We start from the raw sequence: 22,805 nt of genomic DNA on the forward strand, positions 1-22,805 counted from the left end.
GCTCAGGCCCCGATACGTTCCCCGGACACCCTTCGAAGTGCGCCTTTCCGCACTCGAAGAGGAGTCCCCGTGACCGCCAACAGCCTTGTCCCCCACGCGCTGCCCCCCACGCCCGGGGTCGCGGCCGCCACCACCGACCTGACGAAGGTCTACGGGAGTGGCGACACCCGTGTCGTGGCCCTGGACCGGGTCAGCATCGCCTTCCGGGAGGGCGAGTTCACCGCGATCATGGGTCCTTCCGGCTGCGGCAAGTCCACCCTGATGCACTGCGCCGCCGGACTCGATTCGCCCACCTCCGGCTCGGTACGCATCGGCACGACCGAACTGAGCACCCTCGACGACCGCCGGCTCACGCAATTGCGCCGCGACCGGATCGGCTTCGTCTTCCAGGCTTTCAACCTGCTGCCGACACTCACCGCGCTGGAGAACATCACGCTGCCCCTGACCATCGCCGGGCGCCGCCCCGACCGGGAGTGGCTGGACCGCGTGGTCTCCATGGTCGGCATCGCCCAGCGCCTGGGTCACCGGCCCGCGGAGCTTTCCGGCGGGCAACAGCAGCGCGTCGCGGTGGCCCGCGCCCTGGCCTCCCGCCCCGCGATCGTCTTCGGCGACGAGCCCACCGGCAACCTCGACTCCCGCGCCGGGACCGAGATCCTCGGCTTCCTCCGCGACTCGGTACGCGAGCTGGGCCAGACCGTGGTCATGGTCACCCACGACCCCGTCGCCGCCGGCTACGCCGACCGGGTCGTCTTCCTCTCCGACGGCCGCCTGGTCGACGAGATGGCACACCCCACCCCGGACCGGGTCCTCGACCGGATGCTGCGCCTTTCCGAGGGAAGCCCTCAGGCTCCCGGCTTCGACACCCACTCACGCACCCGCTGACCCGCCGCCCCTTCGCCCGCGCCCGCACCCTCGCCCTCGCCCAAGCCCCCGCCCTCGCCCCCGCCCCCGCCCCCGCCCTCGGGCCGGACCAGCCCGCCTGCCCGGTCGCCCGCCCGGTGACTCGCATCCGTCGAGCCCACATCCCGAAAGCCACCCATGCTGAGAACAGCCCTGCGCAACATCCTGGCGCACAAGGCCCGTCAGATCATGACCGTCCTCGCGGTCTGCCTGGGAGTCGCGTTCGTCTGCGGCACCCTCGTCTTCGCCGACTCCACCGCCGCGGCCCACCGTGCGGCCGCATCGAAGAACTTCGCCGACATCGCCGTCACCGTGACCGCGAAGGAACCCCCGCCCGGGGCCGCCGCGGACCAGCGGGCCGACGTGCTCGACGACGCCCTCGTACGGCAACTGGCCGACGTACCCGGCGTCGCCGCCGTACGCCCGTCGGCAGACGGCTCGGCCACCATGAACGCGGCCGACGGCACCCCGCTGCGGGCCGGCAAGGCATGGTCGAACCTGGCCGCCGCCCACGTACCGGGCAAGGACGGCGAGGACAGCCGCTATCCGCTGGCCGAAGGCCGCGCCCCGGCGAACAGTGGTGAACTCGCCGTGGACAGCGGCACCGCCGCCGCCGGCCACTTCCGGATCGGCGACACGATCACACTGGCCACCGACGGACCGGTCATGACCAAGCGGCTCGTCGGCATCGTCACCACAACGGACACCCGGGTGACCGCCGGCGGCACGCTGGCCCTGTTCGACAAGGCGACCGCCCAACGCCTGTTCGCGACCCCGGGCCACTACACCGGCATCGACCTGTCCGCCGCCCCCGGCACCACCCCTTCCGAACTCGCCCGCCGGGTCGGCGACGTGCTCCCGGCCGACCGGGCGGAGGCCACCACCGGCGCCGCCCAGGCCGACCAGCAGGCCATCCTCGTGGACACCCTGACCAGGGGCTACGAGAAGCTGCCGCTGGTCTTCGCCGCGGTCACGCTGTTCATCGGTTCGTTCCTCATCGTCAACACCTTCACCATGCTCGTGGCGCGGCGCACCCGTGAGATCGCGCTGCTGCGGGCGATCGGCGCCTCGCGCCGCCAGGTGTCCCGCTCGGTCCTCCTGGAGGCCCTCCTGGTCGGCCTCGTCGCATCGGCGGCCGGTTTCCTGCTCGGCCTCGGCATCGCCTCGGTACTGCCCGACGTCCTCGGCACCGGCGGGGACACGCTGCCGCGCGGCCCCTTGGTGATCGGCCCGCGTTCCGTCGTGGCGGCGCTCGGCGTGGGCGTGGGGGTCACCGTGCTCGCCGCGTGGCTGCCGTCCCGCAGGGCGGCGAGGGTCGCACCGGTCGAGGCCATGCGCGCGGCCGAACAGCCGCTCTCCCCCGCGCGGTCCCGGATCCGCGGTGTGGTGGGCCTCGTCCTCCTCGTCCTCGGCACCGGCCGGCTGATCTCGCTCACGGGGGCGAAGGACGCCTCGGAGGAGAACCTGCGGGACGCGCTGCTTGGTTGTGCCCTTCTCGGTGCCGCCCTGATCGTGCTCGCACCGCTGCTCGCCATCCCGGTGATCCGGCTGGCCGGACGGCTGACCGGCCGCTTCGGCATCACCGGCCACCTCGCCCGCGAGAACGCGCTGCGCGACCCTCGGCGCACCGCGGCCACCGCCGCCACCCTCCTCATCAGCACCGCGCTGGTCGCCGGGCTCGCCGTCATCGGAAACTCCACCGGGCAGGCCCTCGACCGCCAGGCCGCGGCCGGTCTGGGCGCCGACTACGTAATCGGCTCCCGCACCCCCACGACCGGCATCGACCCGGCCGCCGTACAGCGGGTGGCCGACACTCCGGAGGTACGAACCGCCGGCGCCGTTACGGACTCCACCCTGTTCACCGGCGGAGGGGTCCGGGAGATCTCCGGCGTCGACCCCGCCACCGTGAACGCCGTCATGAAACTCGACTTCGTCAGCGGCTCCCTCTCAACTCTCGGTCCCGGCCGGATAGCCGTCTCCAGCACCGTCGCCCGGGAACAGGGCGTGACCACGGGCGGCCGGCTCAACGCCCGCATGGGCCGAAACCAGGAGTTCACGCGGTACACCGTCATCGGCGTCTACAAGGACACCCCCATCGCCCGTGACGCGCTGGGCGCCCGTACGGAGGTGGCGAAGAACAGCTTCCTGCCCGGCTCCGTCCAGCGGATCCTCGTCCGCACCGAAGGCGGCGCGGTCTCGAAGACGATGGAGGGACACCTGCGCTCGGCCGTGGGCAACAGCCCGCTGCTGAAGGTCCAGGACCGCGAGCAGCTCGTCGCCGAGGCCGCCGGCACCATGGCCGACCTGCTGAACGTGATGTACGGGCTCCTCGCCATCGGTGCCGTGATCGGCGCCCTGGGCATCGTCAACACCCTGGCCATCTCGGTCGCCGAACGCACCCGCGAGATCGGCGCCCTGCGCGCCATCGGTATGGACCGCGCCGGCATCCGGCGGATGATCCGCCTGGAGGCGGTGACGGTCGCCGCCTTCGGCACGCTCCTCGGCCTGGTGGGCGGGGTGTTCGGCGCCTGGGCGGTCGGCTCGCTGGCCAACGGCGCGATGGAGCAGTACTCCCTGACACTGCCCTCGGGGTCGCTGGTCCTCGTATGCCTGGTCTCCGTGGCGATCGGCGCGGCCGCGGCCACCGTCCCGGCCCGCCGGGCAGCCGCCCTGAGGCCGCTGGAAGCCGTCGCCGAGACGTGACGCACGGCTTGGGCGACGCGGCCGGCGGGTACGGCCATGGGCAGGCCCGTGACCCGCCGGCATCACCCGTCTCCCCAGCCCGCCCGGTGTCCGCCCGGTGACCGGGCGGTGTCCGCCCGGTGTCCGCCCGGTGTCCGGCCGTGCGCAACCCGGCGTCACCGCCTGGCGTTATGCACCGCGTGGATGACACACAGCACGTGAACCCGCCCGGGTCGGTTCGGACTGGGAATGACGGCTCTGAAGGCGCCCGTGACACCGGGTCGAACAGCCGGTCCTCACGGCCGGCTCTCCCCTGGCAGCGTTCGGCGAGGCGCTCGCCGGGGAACGCCGGCTTGGCCGTGGTGACGGGCAGTTCCAGCGGTATCGGACAGGCGACGGCACGGCTTCTTGCCCAGCGGGGTCATCCCACCGTTCTGATCGCCCGCAGGTACGACGCCCTGTACAGCCTGGCGCGGGAGCTCGGGACGTGGGCGCCGAGTGTGCCTGTCGCCCTGGACGTCTCCGACGACCGGGCCACAAGGGCCGCGTTTGCTCGGCTGAGCCGGGACAGCGGCCCGGTGCACATCCTCGTCAACTGCGCGGGCTCCGGCCTCTACCAGCCCTTCCTCGCCCAAACGCTGGAGGACATCCGCCGGATGACGCAGGTTCACTACCTCTCAGCAGTCACCACCATCCGGTCCGTACTACCCGGCATGATCGAGCAGAGGGCTGGACATGTCATCAACATCGGCTCGATGTCCACGAAGATGGGACCATGGGGCCACAGCGGGTACACCGCCGCCAAGGCCGCCGTCACCGCACTGACCCAGACGCTGGCCGCCGAGTACAGCTCCAGCGGGGTCCGTTTCAGTGTGGTCCACCCCGCCATCGTGGACACCCCCTACTTCGACTCCCCCGACCTACAGCCCCTGCGGCGGCGTCTTCAGCGGCATCTGATCCCCCCGGAGAGGGTTGCTCAGACCGTGGTCCGCCTGATCGACCGCCCACGACTCGAAGTCTGCGTACCCCGCCACTACCGGCTCGTCGACACGCTCAAGGCGTTCTGCCCGCGCCTGCTGCACCACCTCGTGGCGGCCCACAGCCGACCCTCCCGTCTCCGCGACTAGGACCTGTCCGGGCGATCACGTGCGGAGCCAGATGACGATGGCTGCGACGGTGACGGTGCCGAGAAAGACGTAGCCCCGCTTGTCGTAGCGGGTGGCGACGGCTCGTGCCTGCTTGAGTCGGTTGATCGTTCGCTCGACGGTGTTGCGTTTCTTGTACCGCTCTTCGTCGAAGCCTGGAGGCCGTCCGCCTCGTGAGCCCTTGCGTAGGCGGGCGGCCTGGCTGTCTGTCTTCTCCGGAATGGTGTGCCGGATGCCTCGATGTCGCAGGTACTGGCGGCAGGGCCCGTTGCTGTACGCCTTGTCGGCCGCGACACTCTCCGGCCTCTTGCGCGGCCTGCCGCGCCCGCGTCGTGGGACGCGAATCTTCTCCAGCACCGGTGCGAACTGAGTGCAGTCCGCCCGCTGCCCCGGCGTGACGACCAGGGACAGCGGACGGCAGCGGCCGTCCGCGCTCAGATGGACTTTCGTGGTGAAGCCGCCGCGCGAGCGGCCCAGGCCCTCACCCGATGCGCCACCTCCACCAGGCGGCCGTGCAGGTTCTGCCACGGCGTTTCGTCCTGGTGTTCTGCCGTTGTGGCCCCCTTTTGATGCGGGGCTGGTGGTGGGTCGGTGCGGGCGCCGGCAGCGTGGTGGTGCGCGCGCACGGTCGTGGAGTCCACGGAGATGTCCCAGTCGATCTCACCCGCCGCATCGGCTGCGGCCTGGAGCTGCTGCAGCACGCGCTCCCATGTCCCGTCAGCCGACCATAGCCGGTGCCGTTCGTAGACCGTTTTCCACGGTCCGAAGCGTTCCGGCAGGTCACGCCACTGCACCCCAGTCCGTACCCGATACAGGATGCCGTCGATCACCTGGCGGTGGTCCCGCCACCGGCCGCACCGGCCGTTGCTCACGGGCAAGAACGGCCGCAGCCGGCCCCACGCCTCGTCCGTCAAGTCCCCGCGAACGGTCATGCTGCGGAAAACGAGTTCTGCCGTCTGATCAGCACGGCCTACGCTTCATTGAGCCTCCTCAGTGATCGCTCCACAGGGTGAACGCCCAGTTAAGGTTGACCGCCCTCTGATATGCGACAGGACCGACGCATGCGGAAGTAGTCGTCACCCGATCGGTGACCACGCTGAAGATCCTCATTGATCGATGACACCGCATCTCCAACGTAACGGGGGTATTGATGTGGACGTGAACAGCGGCAGTGGCCTTGCATCGTGGGAACGGTTGCCTGGCTACGTCTTCCGGCCGTATCGCGGTCACGACGACCATGGCGCGATGGCCGCTGTGCGGCTGGGCTGTGCCCAGCGGGATCGGGCCGACGCCCGCTCGGTTGTGGAAGGAATCCCGACGGCAGCCGAGATCGCCGAATCCTGCGCCAAGCTGGACGACCCATCCGAGAACCAGGTCCTGGTGGAGCACGACGGTGGCGTCGTCGGCTATTCGACGATCAGGTGGTGGCACGAGCGGGACGGGACATGGCTGTACCTGCACCGCGGCTACCTGCTGCCCGAGCACCGCGGCCAGGGCATCGGCTCGGCCATGCTCAACTGGGCAGAAAGCCGTATCCGCCAGCTCGTGCAGCAGCATGGAACCGCGCAGACGGCCGTGATCGGCGCGAACGCCATGGCCTCCGAACAGGAGGCAACGGCGCTGCTGCTCGCAACGGGATACCGGCGTGTCTTCAGCCTGGTAGAGCTGGAGCTGTCCGATCTGCGACAGCTCTCCGACGGCAAGCCGTTGCCAGCCGGCATCCGAGTCGGTGCGGTCGATCCGAGCAGCTACCGCGCGGCCTGGAAGACGGTCGTTGATTCGTATGCGGATGCCGCCTTCACCGAGAGGTGGACGTTCGAGAGCTTCCTCGCCACGGCCGACCCGACCTGTTGGCGGGCTGCTTGGGATGGGGAGAGTATGGCCGGGGTCGCCTTGTGCTCCATCCGTCGGCACGACCCCGCTGTGGGCGAAGTCGAAGAACTGAGCGTCCGGGCAGAGTCGAGGCGTCTGGGCCTTGGGCGGGCCCTGCTGCTGGACGGATTGCGATGCCTTCGCGAGCACGGTGCGGAGACTGCCCGGTTGTACACCGGGACTGCGAATCCGCACCGGTCCTACGACCTCTACGAGAGCGTAGGGTTCCGGCGCCAGAACGAGCACGTCCGCTACCGCAAGCCGATCGCTGTCTGATCCGACAGAGCCAGCTCGGCAGCACCTGACAGTGCGGATTGCAGAAGACTGAGCCCGGATTGATCGGCCGGGCAGGTCCTAGCTTCGGCGACGGCTCGTCTCGACACGACACGACAACGCACGTCACAGCCATGGCTGTTCCCGCCACAACGGGCCGGCTCTGGGGTGTACGTACACTGTCGGGCATGGCATGCCGCATCAGTGAGCTGGTCCTCGACTGCGCCGACCCCGAACGGCTCGCCGCATTCTGGAGCAGCGTCCTCGGCTACGTCGAAATCGAACGGGAGGAGGACGGAAGCATCGCGATCGGACCGCCCGACACCGGCTTCGGCGGCCCGCAGCCCACCCTCGTCCTCAGCCCCACCAGCGACCCGCGCACCGGGAAGCTCCCCCTGCACATCGATGTCAACGCCACCGACCGCGACCAGGACGCCGAGCTGGAGCGGCTGCTCGCCCTCGGCGCCAGGCCCGTCGACGTCGGCCAGACCGGCAACGAGAACTGGCACGTCCTGGCCGACCCGGAAGGCAACGAATTCTGCCTCCTGCACACCCGGCTCCAGCCCCTCTGACGGCGGGCGTGCAGACGCCAAGCCGCTGGGCCGTGCGGGTCGGCCGGCCCTCTTTGCCATCGCGGCCGGGGAGCTCCGGCCGGTCGGTGTGAGCCCGATCATTTCTCCTGGTCAGCGGCGCTCATTGGACCTTCTGCTGATGAAACTCAGCGTCCATGGTCGGGAAAGCACATTGCCTGTAGGGGTCTTGACAGTTTGGATGGCCAAGGTCAAGACGGCGGTGTTCCTCCTGGCATCGAGCAGGGCGATGGCCGTCGATCACACCTGGGCGCGGCCGTGACGAGGCACGCCCCGCACGGCTTCCGGTGCAGAAACCGGCACAGAAGAAAGCGAATGGCATCCATGCTCGACGGCTTCACGCCCTGGCCCGAGGAGTTCGTCGACCGTTACTGGGCGGCCGGGCACTGGCGTGGCAATACGCTGGACAACCTGCTGCGCGGCTGGGCCCTGCAGTACGGACCGCGCACCGCCCTCGTGCACGGCGGCACCCGCCTCACGTACGCGAACCTGAACCGGCGCGTGGACCGCATGGCCGCCGGATTCCGGCTGCGCGGCCTTCGGCCCGGGCAACGGGTCGTCGTCCAGCTACCCAATGTGCCCGAGTTCGTCATCACCGTGTTCGCGCTGATGCGCGTCGGGGCAGTTCCCGTGTTGTGCCCGGTCTCGCACCGCGCGACGGAGGTGTCCCACCTCGTCCGGGTGACCGAGGCCGTCGGCTACGTCGGTCCCTCGACGTACCAGGACTTCGACCACACGGCGATGGCCGCGGGCATCGCTGCCCAAGGGCCATTCCTGCGGCGCGTGTTCACCCTTGAGGCGCCGGGCGCCTCGTCCCCGTACGGCGGCTATACGACCGACCCGTCGGGCTGCCAGTACTTCCCGCTGGGCTCCATCGACGCCCCACCCGAGCCGGCGCTCGCGCAGCGCGCCGACCAGGTGGCGTTCCTCCTGCTCTCCGGCGGTACCACCGCCGCGCCCAGACTGGTCCCGCGCACCCACAACGACTACGCGTACCAGGCGCGGGCCGCCGCCGAGCTGGTGTCCCTCACCGAGAACGACGTGTATCTCGCCGCGCTGCCCGCCGAGTTCACCTTCACCTTCGGCTGCCCCGGCATCGTCGGCACTCTCTCCGTCGGCGGCACAGTCGTCCTGGCCGAGAACCCGGGACCGGCCGAATGCCTCTCGGTCATCGAACGGGAGCGGGTCACCATCACGTCGGCGGTGCCCACCGTCGCCCAGCGCTGGCTCGACAAGCTTCCCACGGCCCGGGCCGACTTGAGCAGTCTGCGTCTCGTACAGATCGGCGGCGCGCCCCTGCACCGGGCGACCGCCGAACGCATAGGCCCCGAACTGGGCTGCCGCCTCCAGCAGGTCTTCGGGCTGCCCGAGGGGCTGCTCACTCTCACCCGCCCCGCCGATCCGGACGAGACCGTGCTCACCACACAGGGCCGCCCGCTCTCCCCCGACGACGAGATCCGCATCGTCGACGTCGACGGCAAGGACGTGCCCGACGGAGAGCCCGGCGAGCTCCTCGCCCGTGGCCCGTATACCGTGCGGGGCTACTACCGGACGCCCGACCACAACGCACGCTCCTTCACCACCGACGGCTACCTCCGCACCGGCGACCTCGCCCGGCGCACCCCGGACGGCAATCTCGTGGTGACGGGCCGCTTGAAGGACGTCCCACAGCAGGCCTGCCATGAAGATCCGTCTGCCCTCTGACGACAGAGGTAGGCCGTGGCCGGTGCGAGCCTGGCGGCGCAGATACGGGACAGGGCAGATCGTTGCCGACAAGGACTACTCGTCCGTGAAGGCCCGGACGCAGTCCGCGCGACAGCACGGGGCCAACCACGGTACCGGCGCTCGCCCTACTCGTTCCGGCCGGCGACTTCACCTTTCCGTACGGTCAACTGAAGTAGGCGAGCCGTATGCATGTATGGGTGACGCGCGGTCATCGCGAGTTCGAGGCGTTCCAGGTGGTCATAGAACGCCGGGTCGTACTTTCGGGCGTCGTCGGTGATGTAGTCGCATACGCTGCGGATGCCGTAGTGCCGCACGTCTCGGCATCCGAGATCCTCCAGGATGGGGATGAGGTCCTCGGCCGCGTGCAGCGTGAGCGCCGAGTGGAACATCTCGGTCCAGCCATCGTCAGAGTCGAGCGCGGCAATCGCGGCGGCCAGGTCCATCTGGCGCACGGCTACGGTCAACGGCGCTGAGTGCCGGTTCAGCGCCATCACCGAGAACAACCCGCCCGGCCGTAGCGGGGCGAGCGCCGTGGCGAGCGTTCGGCGGGGCTCATCCACGTAGGCGAGCAGGTTGTGGCACAGCACCGCGTCGAACTCGCCGGCAACAAGGTCGGCGGGCAGAGCGTTCACATCGGCCTGGACGCAAGTGATCCGACTCCTCAGACCGCCCTGATCCGCTCGCTCGGCCGCTGCGGCGAGCATGGCTGGAGCGTAGTCGACGATCGTGACGTGGTGTCCTCGGGCAGCCAGACGTACGGCGTCGCCGCCGTCCCCGCCCGCCAGGTCGAGGACGCGCAGCGGCCCGTCCGTAACCTCACCGAGGTCACGGACCAGGGTCGCCTCGGCAACGGCGTAACGGAGACGTCCCCACGGAGCGTCTTGCCACTCCTTCCATGCGGCCATGGATGTGTCGAACTTCTCGGAAGACTCAGGCATCTGGCGACGACAGCGGTGAGTTGCCGCCTACGCCTGCGCGGATCCGGAGGGCAAAGGCTTGCGGCGCGGCACCGGGCGCCGCCGGGCTGGGGTGGCGGTCGGTTCGCACCGGCGTGGAGGGGCCTCGGTCAGACCGAGGCCGGCCGGTGGTGTGCCGTACGCTCACCGAATCATGTGAGTCGATGGCTGGGGGGATCATGTTGCGGTCGAACGAAAGAAAGCGGTTTGCGTCGATGTTGCTGCTGGGCGGCGCCGTCGCCGCCTTGGGGCTGGGGGCAGGTGGCTGGTACCTGTACACCGGCGTTGACGGGTACCGGATGGATGAGTCTGTGTGCCGGAAGCCGGGCCTGGTTGCCGTGACCCGTATGTTCGGCGAGCTGCGCTCCGACGGCGGGCTGACGGACCAGCTCGGTTCGGATACCGAACGACTCGCCTGCTCCTTCACGGGCGGGAGCGGGACGGGCGATGCGGCCAAGGACGTCGCGGCGTTCGTGAAGATCCACGTGCGTCACGACGGTGTTGCCAAGGATCCCCGAGAGCTGATGGCACCGTCTGAAAGCCTGGGCCGGCGTGTCCCGGTTCGCGGCGTGGGTGAGAGGGCCTACACGGTCAGCGCGGTGGACGACGGCTACCAGGGGCTGGTGGTCCTCGACCGCAACGCGGTGGTGACCATCGAGGTAACCGGGCGGACAATCCAGGGTCCCCTGGACCTGTCCACTGCCCGCCCCGCCATGATCGACGACGCCCGTACCCTGCTGGCAGCGCTGAAGGACTGACCGGCCGCGTTTCACCGACCTCTGGCCGCTGAGCCGTCTCAGGTGGTGTGCGGGGTCCGGGTCTGTGGCGAGTTGCCGTCGTCGGTGAAGGTCCAGCCGGCAACCGGGAGTCTTCGACCGTCCACCCAGCGCCCCCGAGGGTGAGGCACGACGGCGTGGCGGTGGCCGGGAGCTGCTCGTGCCGCTGGCTGGCCGCACTGCGCTTCAGCCTCTGGTTGCGCCGCTGACCAGCTCGGAGCCGAAGTAACGGGCGGCGACAGAGACGATCACCGGCACGGCGCCGTCCTCCATCGCCAGCTTGAAGGTGTGGACGATGCAGGTACGCACCGGGTGGACCGGCCCGCTGGTTTCCGCGTCGTCGCGGGTGGCGATGGGCCGGATCTGGGGGCGGGCCAGGGCGAAGCAGACCAGCATCGTGCGCTGGTCGTGATACTGGAAGAACTCCGTGATGGCACGGTTGCCGAAATCCAGGCGCTCGAAGACCACAGCAATGTCCTCGTCCCCGTAGGGCGCCCGCTCAAGGGCAGGTAGCACGTCCAGTATCGCCTCGCCGCGAGCCAGCACACGGGCCCGCTCATGCGAGGGTCCCCATGGCGGTGGGTCATCGTCCCGGAACTCCTCAGGCAGTTCCTCCGTCCGCAGCTCGGTGCCCACGGGCGGCTGGTCCCACCGTGCCTGGCCGCTGACGCTTCCCCAGTTCAGGCTGGCGTTGACGCACAGCCGGCCGACGATCAGGGCCCACGGCGTACGGACCACACGTTCACGCGCCAGGTCGACCACGAGACGGCCGAACTTCTCCCGGGGCAGCAAGGTCGGCTGTTCGGGTGCGACGAAGGCGTCGGTCCAGATTCCCATGCGCCTGGTTGTAGCAACCCGGCCTCTTTGGACACCAGTCAATAAGGTCAGCGGTCGGCCGGTACCTACGACACCCAGCGCCGGCTCATCGAGTTGTCCGCCGGTTGTCTCACACGAGGGCGCAGCGATGCCGGGCGCCGACGTCGTCGCGCATCGAGGCCCGTGTCCGCCCGGCGGGGCCGGCTGTCACATCCGGCGCCGCTCGGCTGTCCCTACTACGGAAGCGAGAGAAGGGACCGTCGGAATGAAGGCCGTCATCATCTGCACGTCCGTGTCACACGGCAATACGCGTCGTGTCGCCGAGACCATGGCCCGCGTACTGGACGCGAAGGTCGTCACCCCCGAGGAGGCCGACCTGGGGGAGCTGGCCGACGCGGACCTCGTGGGGTTCGGCTCGGGTGTTTTCCACGGCAGGCTGCACCCCTGCCTGACCGACTTCGTCAAGGCGCTTCCCCCTCGGCGGGGCCGGGCGTTCGTGTTCGCCACCAGTGGGCTGCCGGAGATACCGGTGGCGCCCTTCACGCGTCCCCTGGTCCGGCTCCTGGAAGGCAAGGGCTTCCACGTGGAGGGGAGCTTTTCATGCCGGGCTTTCGACACGTGGGCACCCTTCAAGTTGGTTGGCGGCATCAACAAGCAGCGGCCCAACGCCGGGGACCTGGCCGCCGCGCGGGGGTTCGCCGAGCGGCTGCGGGATCGGACGGGACCGGTGTCCTGACCATCAGCGGCCGATGACGCACGCGGCCGCAAGACGTGCTGTTTTCGGCCAGGCATAGCGAAATAAATGCGGTCAATTTTGCGATGGCCACACGAATGATCCATCATCGTGACCGCGCGTCAGTTTCCGGCGCGCTTCAAGGGGCGGGGGGCTCGGGGGTCTCCCCGCGTACCGTTCGATCCCGCAGGCGGCGAGTTCGTGGTCTCGCCATGCCGCGGTGACTCCCATCCTGTCCCGTTCACCTAGGCAAAGGCCGCATGTCCGCCCATCAGCTACCGGACCTCATACGGTTCGCGCGTCACAGCTCACCCTTCTACCGCGATCTTTACGCGTCCCTGCCGCCGGACGCCGACCGCCTCACCGACCTGCCGGTCGTCGACCAGCAGGAGTTCTGGTCGGCCAACGGCCTCCGCGACAACCGTGTGCTGACCGGGCCCCTCAGTGAGGCGACGGTCTACAAGACCGGAGGCACCACCGGGGCACCCAAGTTCTCCGTTTACACACGTGACGAGTGGCGCACCTTCGTGACCGCCTTCGGCCATGGGTTGGTGGACGCGGGGCTGCGGCCGGGGCACCGGGTGGCCGACCTGTTCTACGCGGGTGAGCTCTACGCCAGCTTCCTGTTCATCCTGGACTCGCTCGCCCACTGCCCCGTCGACAACGTCCGGCTGCCGATCGGCGGAGCCGCGCCGCTGGAGTCGACGGTCGACACGCTGAGCGAATTCTCCGCCCAGGTGGTGGCGGGAACGCCGACCACGCTGTGCCGGCTGGCGGAGTACCTGATCGCGGCCGGGCTGCGGTTGGAGGCCGTCGAGCTGGTGCTCTTCGGCGGCGAGGCGCTCTTCGCTGACCAGCGGCGCCTGTTGGCCCTCGCGTTCCCGAACGCCGAGGCCCGGTCGGTGGGTTACGCCAGTGTCGACGCGGGGCTGCTCGGCGGTCCCGTGCCCGGCGCCGATCCGCGTGTGCACCGTGCGTTCACGCCGTACTCGGTCGTCGAGATCCTGGACGAGGCGACGGGCGAGCCCATCACCGAACCGGGGAGGGCGGGACGGGTCGTCGTCACCAGCCTCTTCCGCCGCCTCATGCCCGTCATCCGCTACCCGGCGGGTGACCGCGCCGAGTGGACCGACACCGGGGCCGGTCACTTCCGAATCCTCGGCCGCGCCGAGGAAGGCGTACGGGTGGGGCCCGTGTCCCTGTACGCGCAGGACGCGCAGGATGCCGTGGCCGAGGCCGACACCGCCGGCCGGATCGTCGGGATGCAGTTGGTCGTACGCCGTTGGGACGGCCGCGACGGGCTGGTGCTGCGGCTGGCCACCGCCCCGGGCGACGACGACTCAGCCGGTCTGGAGCCGCTCGCCAAGGCGGTGGTCACGGAGCTGGAGAACGCCAGGCCGCTGTACCCGGACAGCGTTCGCGCCGGCTTCGTGCACCCGCTCGCCGTTGAGTGGGCGCGCCACCGCGACCTCGCCGTCAACCCGCGTACGGGCAAGCTCGTCCGCGTACTCGACGAGAGGCCGACGGAATGAGCTCCACCGCACCCTCGCCCCGGGAGCGGCGCTCGCCACTGATCCTGCGGAACCGTGCCTTCGGCGCCGTGTGGCTCGGGCAGGTCCTGGCACAGGCCGCCGTGCGCATGTTCCAGGTGGGCGTCTCCTGGTGGCTGGTCGCCTACGCCGTCGAGGACGGGCAGGGGCTGGCCTCCGGGCTGCTCATGGCCGTCAGCACGCTGCCCGCCGTCGCGCTCGCGCCGGTCGTGGCCCGTGCGGTGGCCCGGGTCGACCACCGTTCCGTCCTGCGTACCGCCGCCGGGCTGGCGGGCGTTGCCGCCGCCGCACTGGCGGCCTGGGCATGGACGAGCGACCTGCCCGTGCCGGCCGCCTACGCCGCCGCCCTCGTCATGGCCACCTGCCAGGCCTTCTTCGACCCCTGCCTGACGACCTCGGTGCCCGAACTCGTCGATGACGAGGACATCGAGACGGCCACCGGTTTCGAGCTGTCCACGCAGTCCCTGGCCGGTCTCGGCGGGGCGCTGCTCGGTGCCCTGGTCGTCGACCGGGCCGGTGTGGGCGCCCTCACCGCCGGCTGCGCGGCCGCATACGTCACCGCCGCGCTGCTCATCACGGGCGTACGTTTCCCCCACGCGTCCGGCTGCGCCGCGCCCGGCGACGACGGGACGCCGGCCGCCCGGCGCACCCTCCGCCGCATCCTGGGCGAACTGCCCTACGTACGCCGGATCCTGGTCTGTTTCACCGTGGCCAACCTCTTCACCACGGCCGTCTTCGTCGTCATCCCGCTCTACACCCGGTCCGTGCTGGCCGACGGCGGTGGCACGGTGGCGCTGCTGGAGGCGTCCCTGGGCGTGGGCACGCTCGTCGGTTCCGTCACCGGCGCGCGGGTGCCGGGCCGGCCCACTGTCACCGGCGCGTACTGCCTGGCGCTCATGGCCCTGGCCCTGGCTCTGCCGGGGCTGGTCGCCGGGCGACTGGTGTTCGCCGGTTGCCTGGCGGTGGCCGGGTGGTGCGTGGGCGTCATCGGTGTCCGGTTCGTGGCGCTCTTCCAGCGGCTGGTGCCCGCCGCCGACAAGGCCGGGTTCTTCGCCGTGATGCAGGCCGTGCTGGGGGCCACGTTCCCGGTGGGCTCGCTGCTGTTCGGGGTCGCCGGGGACCACCTGTCGGCGCAGACGCTGTGCCTGGTGCAGGCCGCCGGTCTGGTGCCCGCCGCGTGCGCCCTGGCGCTGCTGGGCGGGCACGAGCGCGCTCCGGCGCCCGTGGCCGGCGGCGCTCCGGTGCCCGAGACCGGCGGCGCTCCGGCGACCGCCACCGTGGGAGGCGGACGGTGAGCGCTCCCATCGCCTCGGCCGCCCCGATCGCCCCCATCGCTCCGGCCCGGGTCGCGGACATCGCCGAGCTGCGCCAGCTCTACTACGCCGTCTACGGGCCGCACTACCCCGTCGCCCTCGGCACCGACCCGGCCACGATGACCCGGTTCATCGAGGACCCCCACACGCTGTGGCTCGTCGCCCGCTGCCCGGACACCGGTGCCCTGGCCGGGTCGGCCGCCGTCCACGGCGACCCCGGCAGCCGTATCGGCCGCCTGGAAGGGCTCGCCGTGCACCCCGACCACCGGTCCGGGGGCCTGGCCGCGCGCCTGACCGAGGCGCTGTGCGCGGGCACGCTGGACGCCGGGCGGCTGGACTCGGTGTACGCCACGGTCCGTACCGTCAGCGCCGGTCCGCAACGCGTCGTGGCGCGCAACGGCTTCCGCCCGCTGGGCGTCCTGCCCAACGCGGTCGATCTGAGCAGCCGTGAAAGCCTCGCGCTCTACGCGCGTCACCGCCCCGGTGTGCTGGAGCGCCGCTTCCCCGTACCCGAGGTGCCGGCCCCGCTGCTGCCCCTCCTGCGAACCGTCGAGCGCGCGCTGGGCGTGCGGTACGACGGCACCCAGGCGGTCGCACCGGCCCCCGCCGCCGGGCCGGAGGTGGCCGGGCACCTGGAAATGATCGAGGCCCCCGCCTTCGTACGGAGGCGCTTCCAGGACCGGTTCCCGGACGCGGGCGGTTGGTTCTATCCGCTGCACACGCCCAATGTGCTGCTCACGCCGGAGGACGGGCGGTTCGAGGTGTACGCCCACCTCAACCGCACCGGGGGCTACTGCTCGCTCGTCGCCGCCCATCCCGGCCCGGCCGCCGCGGCCGCGTACCTGGGGCCCGTCACCCGGGCCCTGACCCGGGCCGGCGCGGGCTACGTGGAGGCGCTGGTGCCGCTCGCACACCATGGGGCGCTCTCGGCGTTCCTGGCCGAGGGGTTCGTGGCCGGCGCGCTCTACCCGGCGATGCGGAGGGACGGGGACCGGTTCCACGACTACGTCGTGCTGTCCCGTTCGACGGAGCGGATCGACTTCCGTGACGTCGTCGTCGAACCGTCCCTCCAGCCGTACCTGGACTGCTATCTGTCGGCCTGGGCGTCGACGTACCTGCCCACATTCGAGGTTGCCTCATGAACCCTCATCTCGCCCCGGTCGGCGTTCCCGACCCCGCCCTGCTGCCGCACGTGCAGCGGCTGTGCGACCTGGCCGACCCGTACACCCGCGGGCCGGCCGAGGACGAGCTGTTCGCCGCGGCCATGGCGGAGATCAACGCCTGGCACGCCGAACGGTCCCCGTTCTTCCGGTCGCTGTACGAGGCGACGCCGCCGGCGCGTCCGTACCGCACGCCGCTCGTGCACGCCAACTTCTTCAAGCGCCACGAGGTGCTGTCCATCCCGCGCGACGAGGTCGACCTGCACCTGACGTCCTCGGGCACCACCGGCCAGAAGTCGCAGATGTTCTTCGACCGGTGGACCATCCGCTCCGCGCAGCGCATGGTGGCCCGGATCTTCGAGCGCAACGGCTGGATCACCCCGGAGCAGGAGGTCAACTACCTCCTCTACAGCTACGAGCCGGCGCCCGCGCTCAAGCTCGGCACCGCCTTCACCGACAACTACCTGTGCGACTTCGCGCCGGCCCGCACCGTGGAGTACGCGCTGCGCAACACGGGTGGCGACGGCCACGAGTTCGATCCCTTCGGGTGTGTCGCGGCGCTGCGCCGTTTCGCACGGGACGACGCCCCGGTCCGCATCCTGGGCTTTCCCGCCTTCCTCTTCTTCACCCTGGAGCGGATGCGGGCCATGGGCGTGCCCCCGCTGCGCCTGCCCGAGGGCTCGCTCGTCGTGCTGGGCGGCGGCTGGAAGGGCCACGCCGACCGGCGGATCGGCAAGGAGGAGCTGTACACCCGCGTCACCGAGCAGTTGGGCATCCCGGGTGAGCGCATCCGCGACACGTTCGGTTCGGTCGAGCACTGCGTCCCGTACGTCGAGTGCGATCACCACCGGCTGCACGCGCCGGTCTGGTCGCGGGTCGCCGTCCGTTCCACGCGGACGCTGGAGCCCCTGCCGTACGGCGAGACCGGCTTCCTGCACCTGGTGTCGCCGTACATCACCTCCGTACCGGCGCAGAGCGTCGTCATGGGCGACCTCGCCTCCGTACACCCCGGGGAGGCGTGCGGGTGTGACCTGACCACCGACTGGTTCACCGTCCATGGCCGCGCCGGGGTGAGCCGTAACCGCAACTGCGCGGTGGCCGCCGCCGAGCTGATGAAGGGAATGTCATGACGACCGTGCAGCCGCACATCACCGGCGGAGCCGGCGAACACCACTACTGGCAGGGCGCGTTCATCGGTGACGAGGAGGCGGGACGGCGCCTGGCCGCGCTCCCCGGGACCGTCGAGGACGCGCTCGGTACGCCGCTGGAGACCGAGACCCTGCTGGCCGCGTGCGATGCCCTGGCAACGGCCCTGGCCGACCCCGGCCACCCGGTGCGCGCCCGGCTCGTCCGCCATCTGCCCGACGACGAGGACCCGGCCGTCCTCGCCGAGCTCGGGAGCCTGCTCACCCGGCGGGAGCTCACGCGCAAGCTCCGCCGCGAACTGGGCGACGCCGCCCCGCAGCGGCTGAACCGGCCCGACGCCCGCGAGACCGTGTACGAGGCCTGGGCGCCCGTCGGCCTGGTCGCGCACATCGCGCCCGGCAACGCCGCCACCGTGGCGCCGCTGAGCGTCGTCGAGGGGCTGCTCGCCGGCAACGTCAACATCCTCAAGACCAGCAGCGACGACACGCTGCTCACCCAACACCTGCTGGCCGAGCTGGCCGCCCTGGATCCGACCGGAGGCATCGCCTCGCGCGTCATCGTGCTGCGCTTCCCGTCCGCGCGGCAGGAGTGGCTGCGCCTGATGTGCGCGCCGGCCGACGCCGTCGCCGTCTGGGGTGGGGAGAGCGCCGTGGAAGGGGTCACCGCCCATGTGCCGCCCGGCTGCCGCCTGGTGGAGTGGGGGCACCGCATCTCCTTCGCCTACCTCACACGCGACGCCTGGGACGACGCGGCGACGCTCGACGCGCTGGTGGAGGACGTCTGCCTCTACGAGCAGCAGGCGTGCGCCAGCCCGCAGGTGGTGTACCTCGACACGGAGGACGAGGGGGAGGTGTTCGCGTTCGCGGAGCGGTTCGCACGCGTCCTGGCGGCGCGGGACGGCAACCCCGGCCTTCGTGACCTCGGCGCCGCCGAGGAGGCGGAGGTGACGACGACCGAGCTGATCGCACGGCTGGAGGAACACCTCGGGCTGACCCGGGTGTTCGCCGCGCCCGACGGCTCGTGGCGGGTCATGGCCGACACCCGGCCGGCCCTCACCGCCTCCCCGCTGCACCGGAGCGTGTGGGTCAAGCCGCTGCCGCGCAAGCGGCTGATCGGCACGCTGCGCCCCATGCGACGCTACCTCCAGACCGTGGGGCTCGCGGGCAGCCGTACCGACATCGCCGAGCTCGCGCGTATCGCGCTGGCCGCGGGCGTCACGCGCGTCACGCCCGTCGGCTCCATGCACGCCAGCTACTCCGGTGAACCGCACGACGGCGTGTACGCGCTCCAGCGCTACAGCCGCCGGGTGGCGGTGCGGGCCGACGAACGGCTCGCCACCGTCGCCTGCCTGGACGACCTGGCCCGGCCGGTGACCCTGCCGCCGCCCGCCGGTCCCCTGCTCGGCAAGGAGGACGCGCAGGAACGCGGCCGCCATGTCGCGCGGGCCGACGCCGAGTTGTACTTCCGCAGCGGCGGCACCACGGGGACGCCCGCGCTGTCACTGTTCAGCTACGACGACTACGACACGCAGATGCACGCCGCCGCCCGGGGCCTGCTGGCCGCGGGCTACGACCCGGTGCGGGACCGTACCGCCAACCTCTTCTACTGCGGCGGCATGTACGGCAGTTTCATCAGCTTCTTCTCCATCCTGGAGCGGCTGGGCGGCGTCCAACTGCCGCTGGCGGCCGGCCCCGACCACCGGGCCACGGCAGAGGCGCTGATCGCCCACGAGGCCGACACGCTCTTCGGGATGCCGTCGTACCTGTGGCAGCTCCTGCACGACCAGGCCGACGCGCTGCGCGCCTACGGCGGCATCCGCAAGGTCTTCTACGGCGGCGAGCACTTCACGGACGAGCAGCGCCGCACGCTGGAGGAGACGTTCGGCGTCGAGGTGGTCCGTTCCCTCACGTACGGCAGCACCGATCTCGGCCCGCTCGGCTACCAGTGCACCGAGAGCACCGGCGGGGTGCACCACCTCCACGCCGACCTGCACACGATGGAGATCCTGGCACTCGACTCCGACCGGCCGGTGCGGCCCGGCGAGACCGGTCGCCTGGTCTTCAGCACCCATGCGCGGCGCGGCCAGGACCTCGGCCGTTACGTCATCGGTGACCTCGGCCGGGCCGTTGCCGGGCGCTGCCCGTGCGGCAGCCACGCCCCGAGGTTCGAGCTGCGCGGCAGGCTGGGCGACGTCATGCGGGTCGCCACGTACTTCCTGAACCACCGGCGCTTCGTCGCCCTCGCGGAGGAGCGGGGCGGCTACCGCGGCGAGCTCCAGATCGTGCTCGCGGGGCAGGACGCCCGCGAGCGGCTCACCGTCCGGGTGGAACGGTCGGGCGCGCCGGACCCGGAGCGCCTGCGCGAGGCCTTCCTGGACGGCTACCCCGAGCTGCGGGCCGCCGTGGAGGAGCGGCTGCTCGACCTCTCGGTCGAGGCGGTGGACGGCTCGTCCCTGGACCGCAGCCCGACGAGCGGCAAGCTGCGCCGCGTGGTGGACACGCGGGGGTAGCCCCCCCCCCGGGCCGGAGGGCTGCTCCCCGTCTGGTGAGGGGTGGTCGTCCTCCGGCCGGCCGCGTGGCGTGGCGTGGCGTGGCGTGCGGGACAACGGCCGGAAGCGATGTTGTGGAGTGACGTACTGCCCGGCAAGCATGTGGGCATGGGGCGTCAGGGGGAATTGACACCGCACAGGGCACGGGATGCTGCCGAGTTCGTCGCCCTGCTACGGGAGCTCAAGGCGCGTTCGGGGCTGACGTACAGGCAGTTGGAGGAGCGGGCGGCCGCACAGGGGGAGGTCCTGCCACGGAGCACCCTGGCCGGTGTGCTGAACGGTGGCACGCTGCCGCGTCCGGAGCTGCTGGCGGCGTTCGTGCGCGCGTCCGGGGACGGCGTCCGGCTCACCATGTGGCTCCAGGCCTGCGAGAGGATCGCCGACCGGCAGACGGGCGGGGCTGGTGAGGTGGGCGAGGCGGGTAAGGCGGGTGTGGCCCGCGAGGCGGAACCGGCCCGACGGAGCCCGTTGTTCGGTGTTCCGCGCCTACCGCGTCTTGCGCGCCTTGCGCGCCTTGCGCGCCTACCGCGCCTTCCGCGCGAGGGAGCGGTGGCCGCTGTGTCGGTGGCGGCGGTCCTGGTGGCCGTCGGTGCCTGGATGCTGGCCGCGCCGGGCGAGCCGGGAGTGCCCCCGGGAGAAGACCGGGGTTCGGTGGCGGCGCTGTCCGGCGATGTGGCGGCACCGGGCAGTGGGTGGGTACGTATCCGTCCGGTCACGGCTCCGAGTCTGTGCCTGACCGACGGACGGGTCCGGGACCGGCGGCACACGCCACTGGTGGCGGTGCAGAGGCCTTGCGACGAGGCGATGCCGCAAGCCACCCGGCTGGAACCGATGGGCGGTGACGCCTACCGGATCCAGTGGCACCACCCCGACTACGGCAAGGGCTGCCTCAAGGCGCTCGCGGAGGGGCCGGGCAAAGGACTGCTGGAGCCTTACGACGACTGCACACAGGGCAGCCGGTTCCATCTTGAACCCTCGGGACCGTACGGAGGCGGTCGGTACGTCCTCCGGGTCGACGGCCAGGGGTGTGTGGGGATCAGGAACTCGGACACGGCCGAAGGGACCGAGGCCGTGATGGAGCGGTGCGTGGGCAAAGGGGGCCAGGTGTTCTCGATCGAGACCGTACCCTGACCCCCACACCGTCCGACGCGCCGTGAACGCGCGCGCACGGGGGCGCACGGGGCGCGCGCCTCCGCAGCTCGCGCAGCTCGCGCCGCGAACCGAGGGTGCCGGACGAGCCGCCGCCGTCCCCGTCGCGGCCTCAGGAGTGGCCGACGTGGGCTTGCCGTCGCGCCGCACCCCACTCCCACATGCTGTGCAGCACCGGCTCCAGTGCCCGGCCCTCCGCGGTGAGGACGTAACGGACCCGTGGAGGCCAGCTCGGGGTGCGGTGGCGGTCGATGACGCCCGCATGGGTCAGTTGGGCCAGCCGGTCGGAGAGGACCTTGTCCGAGAGGGCCGGCAGGGCGGCCGACAGTTCGGAGTAGGTGGCCTCGCCACGGCGCAGGAATTCGCGCAGTACCAGTGGCGTCCATCGGCCGCCCAGCGTGGCGAGCGTGATGTCGACCGGGCAGCGCGGTTCGGGGGCCGGCGGTACGAGGGCGCTGTCCGGACAGTCCGCCAGGGGGCCGTCCTGGTCACCCGGGCCCGCGTGGCCAACCGTTTGGTGAGTCACCGAAGCCACTCCTAACGTCCTGTCGAGAACAGCCGATCGCTTCTCTCCCCGACCATTTTCCTCCAGGGGGCCTTGTGCGCATCCACCACCTCAACTGCGGTTCGCTCCGGAAGATCTCACCGCTCGGCCAAGGGCTCGCGGCAGACGCCACCGGCCGTGAACCGGCCGTCGTCTGCCATTGCCTGCTCATCGAAACGGACGGGGACGGACTCGTTCTGGTCGACACCGGTCTGGGCACCGCCGACCGGCGGCACGCCGACGAGAGACTGGGTGCGGACTGGGTCTCCTACGCCCAGCCGGCGCTGGACCCCGAGGAGAGCGCGCTGCGCCAGGTCATCCGCCTCGGGTACGCGCAGGAGGACGTGCGGCACATCGTCCTCACCCACCTGCACCGCGACCACACGGGAGGGCTGCCCGACTTCCCTCACGCGCGCGTGCACGTCCACCCGGACGAGTACCGGGCCGTCACCGACCCCGCGGCACCCCACCACGGGCACAGCCTCGACCGCTTCATGCCCGCGCACCGGGCGCACGGCCCGCTGCTGACGCCCGCGCGCGTGGACGGTGCGCGGTGGTTCGGGTTCCCTGGCGTCGCCCGCCCGGAAGGGCTCGGCTGCGAACTGCTCCTGGTGCCGCTGCCCGGTCACTCGGCCGGACACGCGGGGGTCGCGGTGCGGGAAGAGGGCGGAGGGTGGCTGCTGCACGCGGGGGACGCGTACTTCTACCACGGCGAGATCGAGCACACCCCGCCCCTGGCCCACCCCGACCTGGAGCCGGTCCAGCAGGGAGCGCAGACCCACGCCACCGCTCGGCTCGCCACCCGCGACCGACTGCGGGGGCTGCGCCGCGACCGCGCGGAAGAGGTCACCTTCTTCAGCGCGCACGACCCGTGGGAGATGGCTCGGTTCGCCGCCGGGGCAGGCATGTGACCGTCGGGGCGGCGCG

General features: G+C 71.3%; 18 protein-coding genes and 1 pseudogene. 15 read left to right on the forward strand and 4 right to left on the reverse strand.

From position 1 onward, the window contains the following. Positions 1-99: 99 nt before the first annotated feature. The 3 genes from ACZ46W_RS30945 to ACZ46W_RS30955 all read left to right on the forward strand — a co-directional run bounded on the left by ACZ46W_RS30945 (position 100) and on the right by ACZ46W_RS30955 (position 4,709). The gene (locus ACZ46W_RS30945) at positions 100-882 is read left to right on the forward strand and encodes an ABC transporter ATP-binding protein (protein ID WP_468345249.1); all 783 of its coding nucleotides are present in this window, start codon (positions 100-102) and stop codon (positions 880-882) included. Positions 883-1,038: 156 nt separating this feature from the next. After that, entirely contained in the window at positions 1,039-3,603 is a 2,565-nt protein-coding gene (locus tag ACZ46W_RS30950) for an ABC transporter permease (protein ID WP_468344609.1), read from the forward strand. A gap of 338 nt (positions 3,604-3,941) precedes the next feature. Next, on the forward strand, positions 3,942-4,709 hold the full coding sequence (locus tag ACZ46W_RS30955) for an SDR family NAD(P)-dependent oxidoreductase (protein ID WP_468345252.1): 768 nt from the start codon (positions 3,942-3,944) through the stop codon (positions 4,707-4,709). Between the two features lie 15 nt (positions 4,710-4,724). On the opposite strand, the pseudogene ACZ46W_RS30960 reads toward ACZ46W_RS30955, so the two are convergent. Continuing rightward, positions 4,725-5,659 (reverse strand): annotated as a pseudogene (locus tag ACZ46W_RS30960) (IS5 family transposase). A 220-nt stretch (positions 5,660-5,879) separates the two neighbouring features. Between ACZ46W_RS30960 and ACZ46W_RS30965 the strand changes: the two are divergent. The 3 genes from ACZ46W_RS30965 to ACZ46W_RS30975 all read left to right on the forward strand — a co-directional run bounded on the left by ACZ46W_RS30965 (position 5,880) and on the right by ACZ46W_RS30975 (position 9,166). After that, on the forward strand, positions 5,880-6,875 hold the full coding sequence (locus tag ACZ46W_RS30965) for a GNAT family N-acetyltransferase (RefSeq protein ID WP_468345255.1): 996 nt from the start codon (positions 5,880-5,882) through the stop codon (positions 6,873-6,875). Between the two features lie 185 nt (positions 6,876-7,060). Further along, positions 7,061-7,444, forward strand: coding sequence for a VOC family protein (locus ACZ46W_RS30970; RefSeq protein ID WP_468344612.1), 384 nt, complete (start codon positions 7,061-7,063; stop codon positions 7,442-7,444). A gap of 333 nt (positions 7,445-7,777) precedes the next feature. After that, positions 7,778-9,166, forward strand: coding sequence for a (2,3-dihydroxybenzoyl)adenylate synthase (locus ACZ46W_RS30975; protein ID WP_468344615.1), 1,389 nt, complete (start codon positions 7,778-7,780; stop codon positions 9,164-9,166). Positions 9,167-9,312: 146 nt separating this feature from the next. On the opposite strand, the gene ACZ46W_RS30980 is transcribed toward ACZ46W_RS30975, so the two are convergent. Further along, positions 9,313-10,125 (reverse strand): class I SAM-dependent methyltransferase, encoded by an 813-nt coding sequence (locus ACZ46W_RS30980; RefSeq protein WP_468344618.1) that lies wholly within the window; start codon positions 10,123-10,125, stop codon positions 9,313-9,315. A 233-nt stretch (positions 10,126-10,358) separates the two neighbouring features. Here ACZ46W_RS30980 and ACZ46W_RS30985 point away from each other — a divergent pair, with 233 nt between their 5' ends. After that, positions 10,359-10,901: a hypothetical protein gene (locus tag ACZ46W_RS30985; RefSeq protein ID WP_468344621.1), complete on the forward strand. Its 543-nt coding sequence runs from the start codon at positions 10,359-10,361 to the stop codon at positions 10,899-10,901. A gap of 204 nt (positions 10,902-11,105) precedes the next feature. Here ACZ46W_RS30985 and ACZ46W_RS30990 read toward each other — a convergent pair whose 3' ends face one another. Further along, positions 11,106-11,756 carry a hypothetical protein gene (locus ACZ46W_RS30990; RefSeq protein WP_468344623.1) on the reverse strand — a complete coding sequence of 217 codons (651 nt, stop codon included), beginning with the start codon at positions 11,754-11,756 and terminating at the stop codon, positions 11,106-11,108. A 244-nt stretch (positions 11,757-12,000) separates the two neighbouring features. Between ACZ46W_RS30990 and ACZ46W_RS30995 the strand changes: the two genes are divergently transcribed. The 7 genes from ACZ46W_RS30995 (at position 12,001) to ACZ46W_RS31025 (ending at position 21,316) form a co-directional block, all read left to right on the forward strand. Further along, the gene (locus ACZ46W_RS30995) at positions 12,001-12,471 is read left to right on the forward strand and encodes a flavodoxin family protein (protein WP_468344626.1); all 471 of its coding nucleotides are present in this window, start codon (positions 12,001-12,003) and stop codon (positions 12,469-12,471) included. A gap of 257 nt (positions 12,472-12,728) precedes the next feature. Beyond that, positions 12,729-14,000, forward strand: a complete 1,272-nt coding sequence (locus ACZ46W_RS31000) for a phenylacetate--CoA ligase family protein (RefSeq protein WP_468344629.1) — start codon at positions 12,729-12,731, stop codon at positions 13,998-14,000. Then, positions 13,997-15,313, forward strand: a complete 1,317-nt coding sequence (locus ACZ46W_RS31005) for an MFS transporter (RefSeq protein WP_468344632.1) — start codon at positions 13,997-13,999, stop codon at positions 15,311-15,313. Before ACZ46W_RS31000 ends, ACZ46W_RS31005 begins: the two co-directional genes overlap by 4 nt. Further along, a complete protein-coding gene (locus ACZ46W_RS31010; RefSeq protein ID WP_468344635.1) occupies positions 15,310-16,473 on the forward strand; it encodes a GNAT family N-acetyltransferase in 1,164 nt (387 codons plus the stop codon). The genes ACZ46W_RS31005 and ACZ46W_RS31010 overlap by 4 nt, the downstream gene beginning before the upstream one ends. Continuing rightward, on the forward strand, positions 16,470-17,621 hold the full coding sequence (locus ACZ46W_RS31015) for a LuxE/PaaK family acyltransferase (protein ID WP_468344638.1): 1,152 nt from the start codon (positions 16,470-16,472) through the stop codon (positions 17,619-17,621). Before ACZ46W_RS31010 ends, ACZ46W_RS31015 begins: the two co-directional genes overlap by 4 nt. Then, on the forward strand, positions 17,618-20,146 hold the full coding sequence (locus ACZ46W_RS31020) for an acyl-CoA reductase (RefSeq protein WP_468344641.1): 2,529 nt from the start codon (positions 17,618-17,620) through the stop codon (positions 20,144-20,146). Before ACZ46W_RS31015 ends, ACZ46W_RS31020 begins: the two co-directional genes overlap by 4 nt. Before the next feature lie 147 nt (positions 20,147-20,293). Further along, on the forward strand, positions 20,294-21,316 hold the full coding sequence (locus ACZ46W_RS31025) for a helix-turn-helix domain-containing protein (RefSeq protein ID WP_468344644.1): 1,023 nt from the start codon (positions 20,294-20,296) through the stop codon (positions 21,314-21,316). A gap of 130 nt (positions 21,317-21,446) precedes the next feature. Here ACZ46W_RS31025 and ACZ46W_RS31030 read toward each other — a convergent pair whose 3' ends face one another. Then, the gene (locus ACZ46W_RS31030) at positions 21,447-21,860 is read right to left on the reverse strand and encodes a winged helix-turn-helix transcriptional regulator (RefSeq protein ID WP_468344647.1); all 414 of its coding nucleotides are present in this window, start codon (positions 21,858-21,860) and stop codon (positions 21,447-21,449) included. Positions 21,861-21,934: 74 nt separating this feature from the next. On the opposite strand from ACZ46W_RS31030, the gene ACZ46W_RS31035 reads away from it, so the two are divergent. Continuing rightward, positions 21,935-22,789, forward strand: a complete 855-nt coding sequence (locus tag ACZ46W_RS31035; RefSeq protein ID WP_468344650.1) for an MBL fold metallo-hydrolase — start codon at positions 21,935-21,937, stop codon at positions 22,787-22,789. The last annotated feature ends 16 nt before the right edge of the window (positions 22,790-22,805 follow it).

The organism is Streptomyces sp. NPDC031064 (assembly GCF_055570965.1).

What these genes read in the sequence shown, in the direction of transcription:
- ACZ46W_RS30950 (WP_468344609.1), top strand. Translation starts at nt 1,039, where the DNA reads ATGCTGAGAACAGCCCTGCGCAACATCCTGGCGCACAAGGCCCGTCAG.
- ACZ46W_RS30970 (WP_468344612.1), top strand. Translation starts at nt 7,061, where the DNA reads ATGGCATGCCGCATCAGTGAGCTGGTCCTCGACTGCGCCGACCCCGAA.
- ACZ46W_RS30975 (WP_468344615.1), top strand. Translation starts at nt 7,778, where the DNA reads ATGGCATCCATGCTCGACGGCTTCACGCCCTGGCCCGAGGAGTTCGTC.
- ACZ46W_RS30980 (WP_468344618.1), bottom strand. Translation starts at nt 10,125, where the DNA reads ATGCCTGAGTCTTCCGAGAAGTTCGACACATCCATGGCCGCATGGAAG.
- ACZ46W_RS30985 (WP_468344621.1), top strand. Translation starts at nt 10,359, where the DNA reads ATGTTGCTGCTGGGCGGCGCCGTCGCCGCCTTGGGGCTGGGGGCAGGT.
- ACZ46W_RS30990 (WP_468344623.1), bottom strand. Translation starts at nt 11,756, where the DNA reads ATGGGAATCTGGACCGACGCCTTCGTCGCACCCGAACAGCCGACCTTG.
- ACZ46W_RS30995 (WP_468344626.1), top strand. Translation starts at nt 12,001, where the DNA reads ATGAAGGCCGTCATCATCTGCACGTCCGTGTCACACGGCAATACGCGT.
- ACZ46W_RS31000 (WP_468344629.1), top strand. Translation starts at nt 12,729, where the DNA reads ATGTCCGCCCATCAGCTACCGGACCTCATACGGTTCGCGCGTCACAGC.
- ACZ46W_RS31005 (WP_468344632.1), top strand. Translation starts at nt 13,997, where the DNA reads ATGAGCTCCACCGCACCCTCGCCCCGGGAGCGGCGCTCGCCACTGATC.
- ACZ46W_RS31015 (WP_468344638.1), top strand. Translation starts at nt 16,470, where the DNA reads ATGAACCCTCATCTCGCCCCGGTCGGCGTTCCCGACCCCGCCCTGCTG.
- ACZ46W_RS31020 (WP_468344641.1), top strand. Translation starts at nt 17,618, where the DNA reads ATGACGACCGTGCAGCCGCACATCACCGGCGGAGCCGGCGAACACCAC.
- ACZ46W_RS31025 (WP_468344644.1), top strand. Translation starts at nt 20,294, where the DNA reads ATGGGGCGTCAGGGGGAATTGACACCGCACAGGGCACGGGATGCTGCC.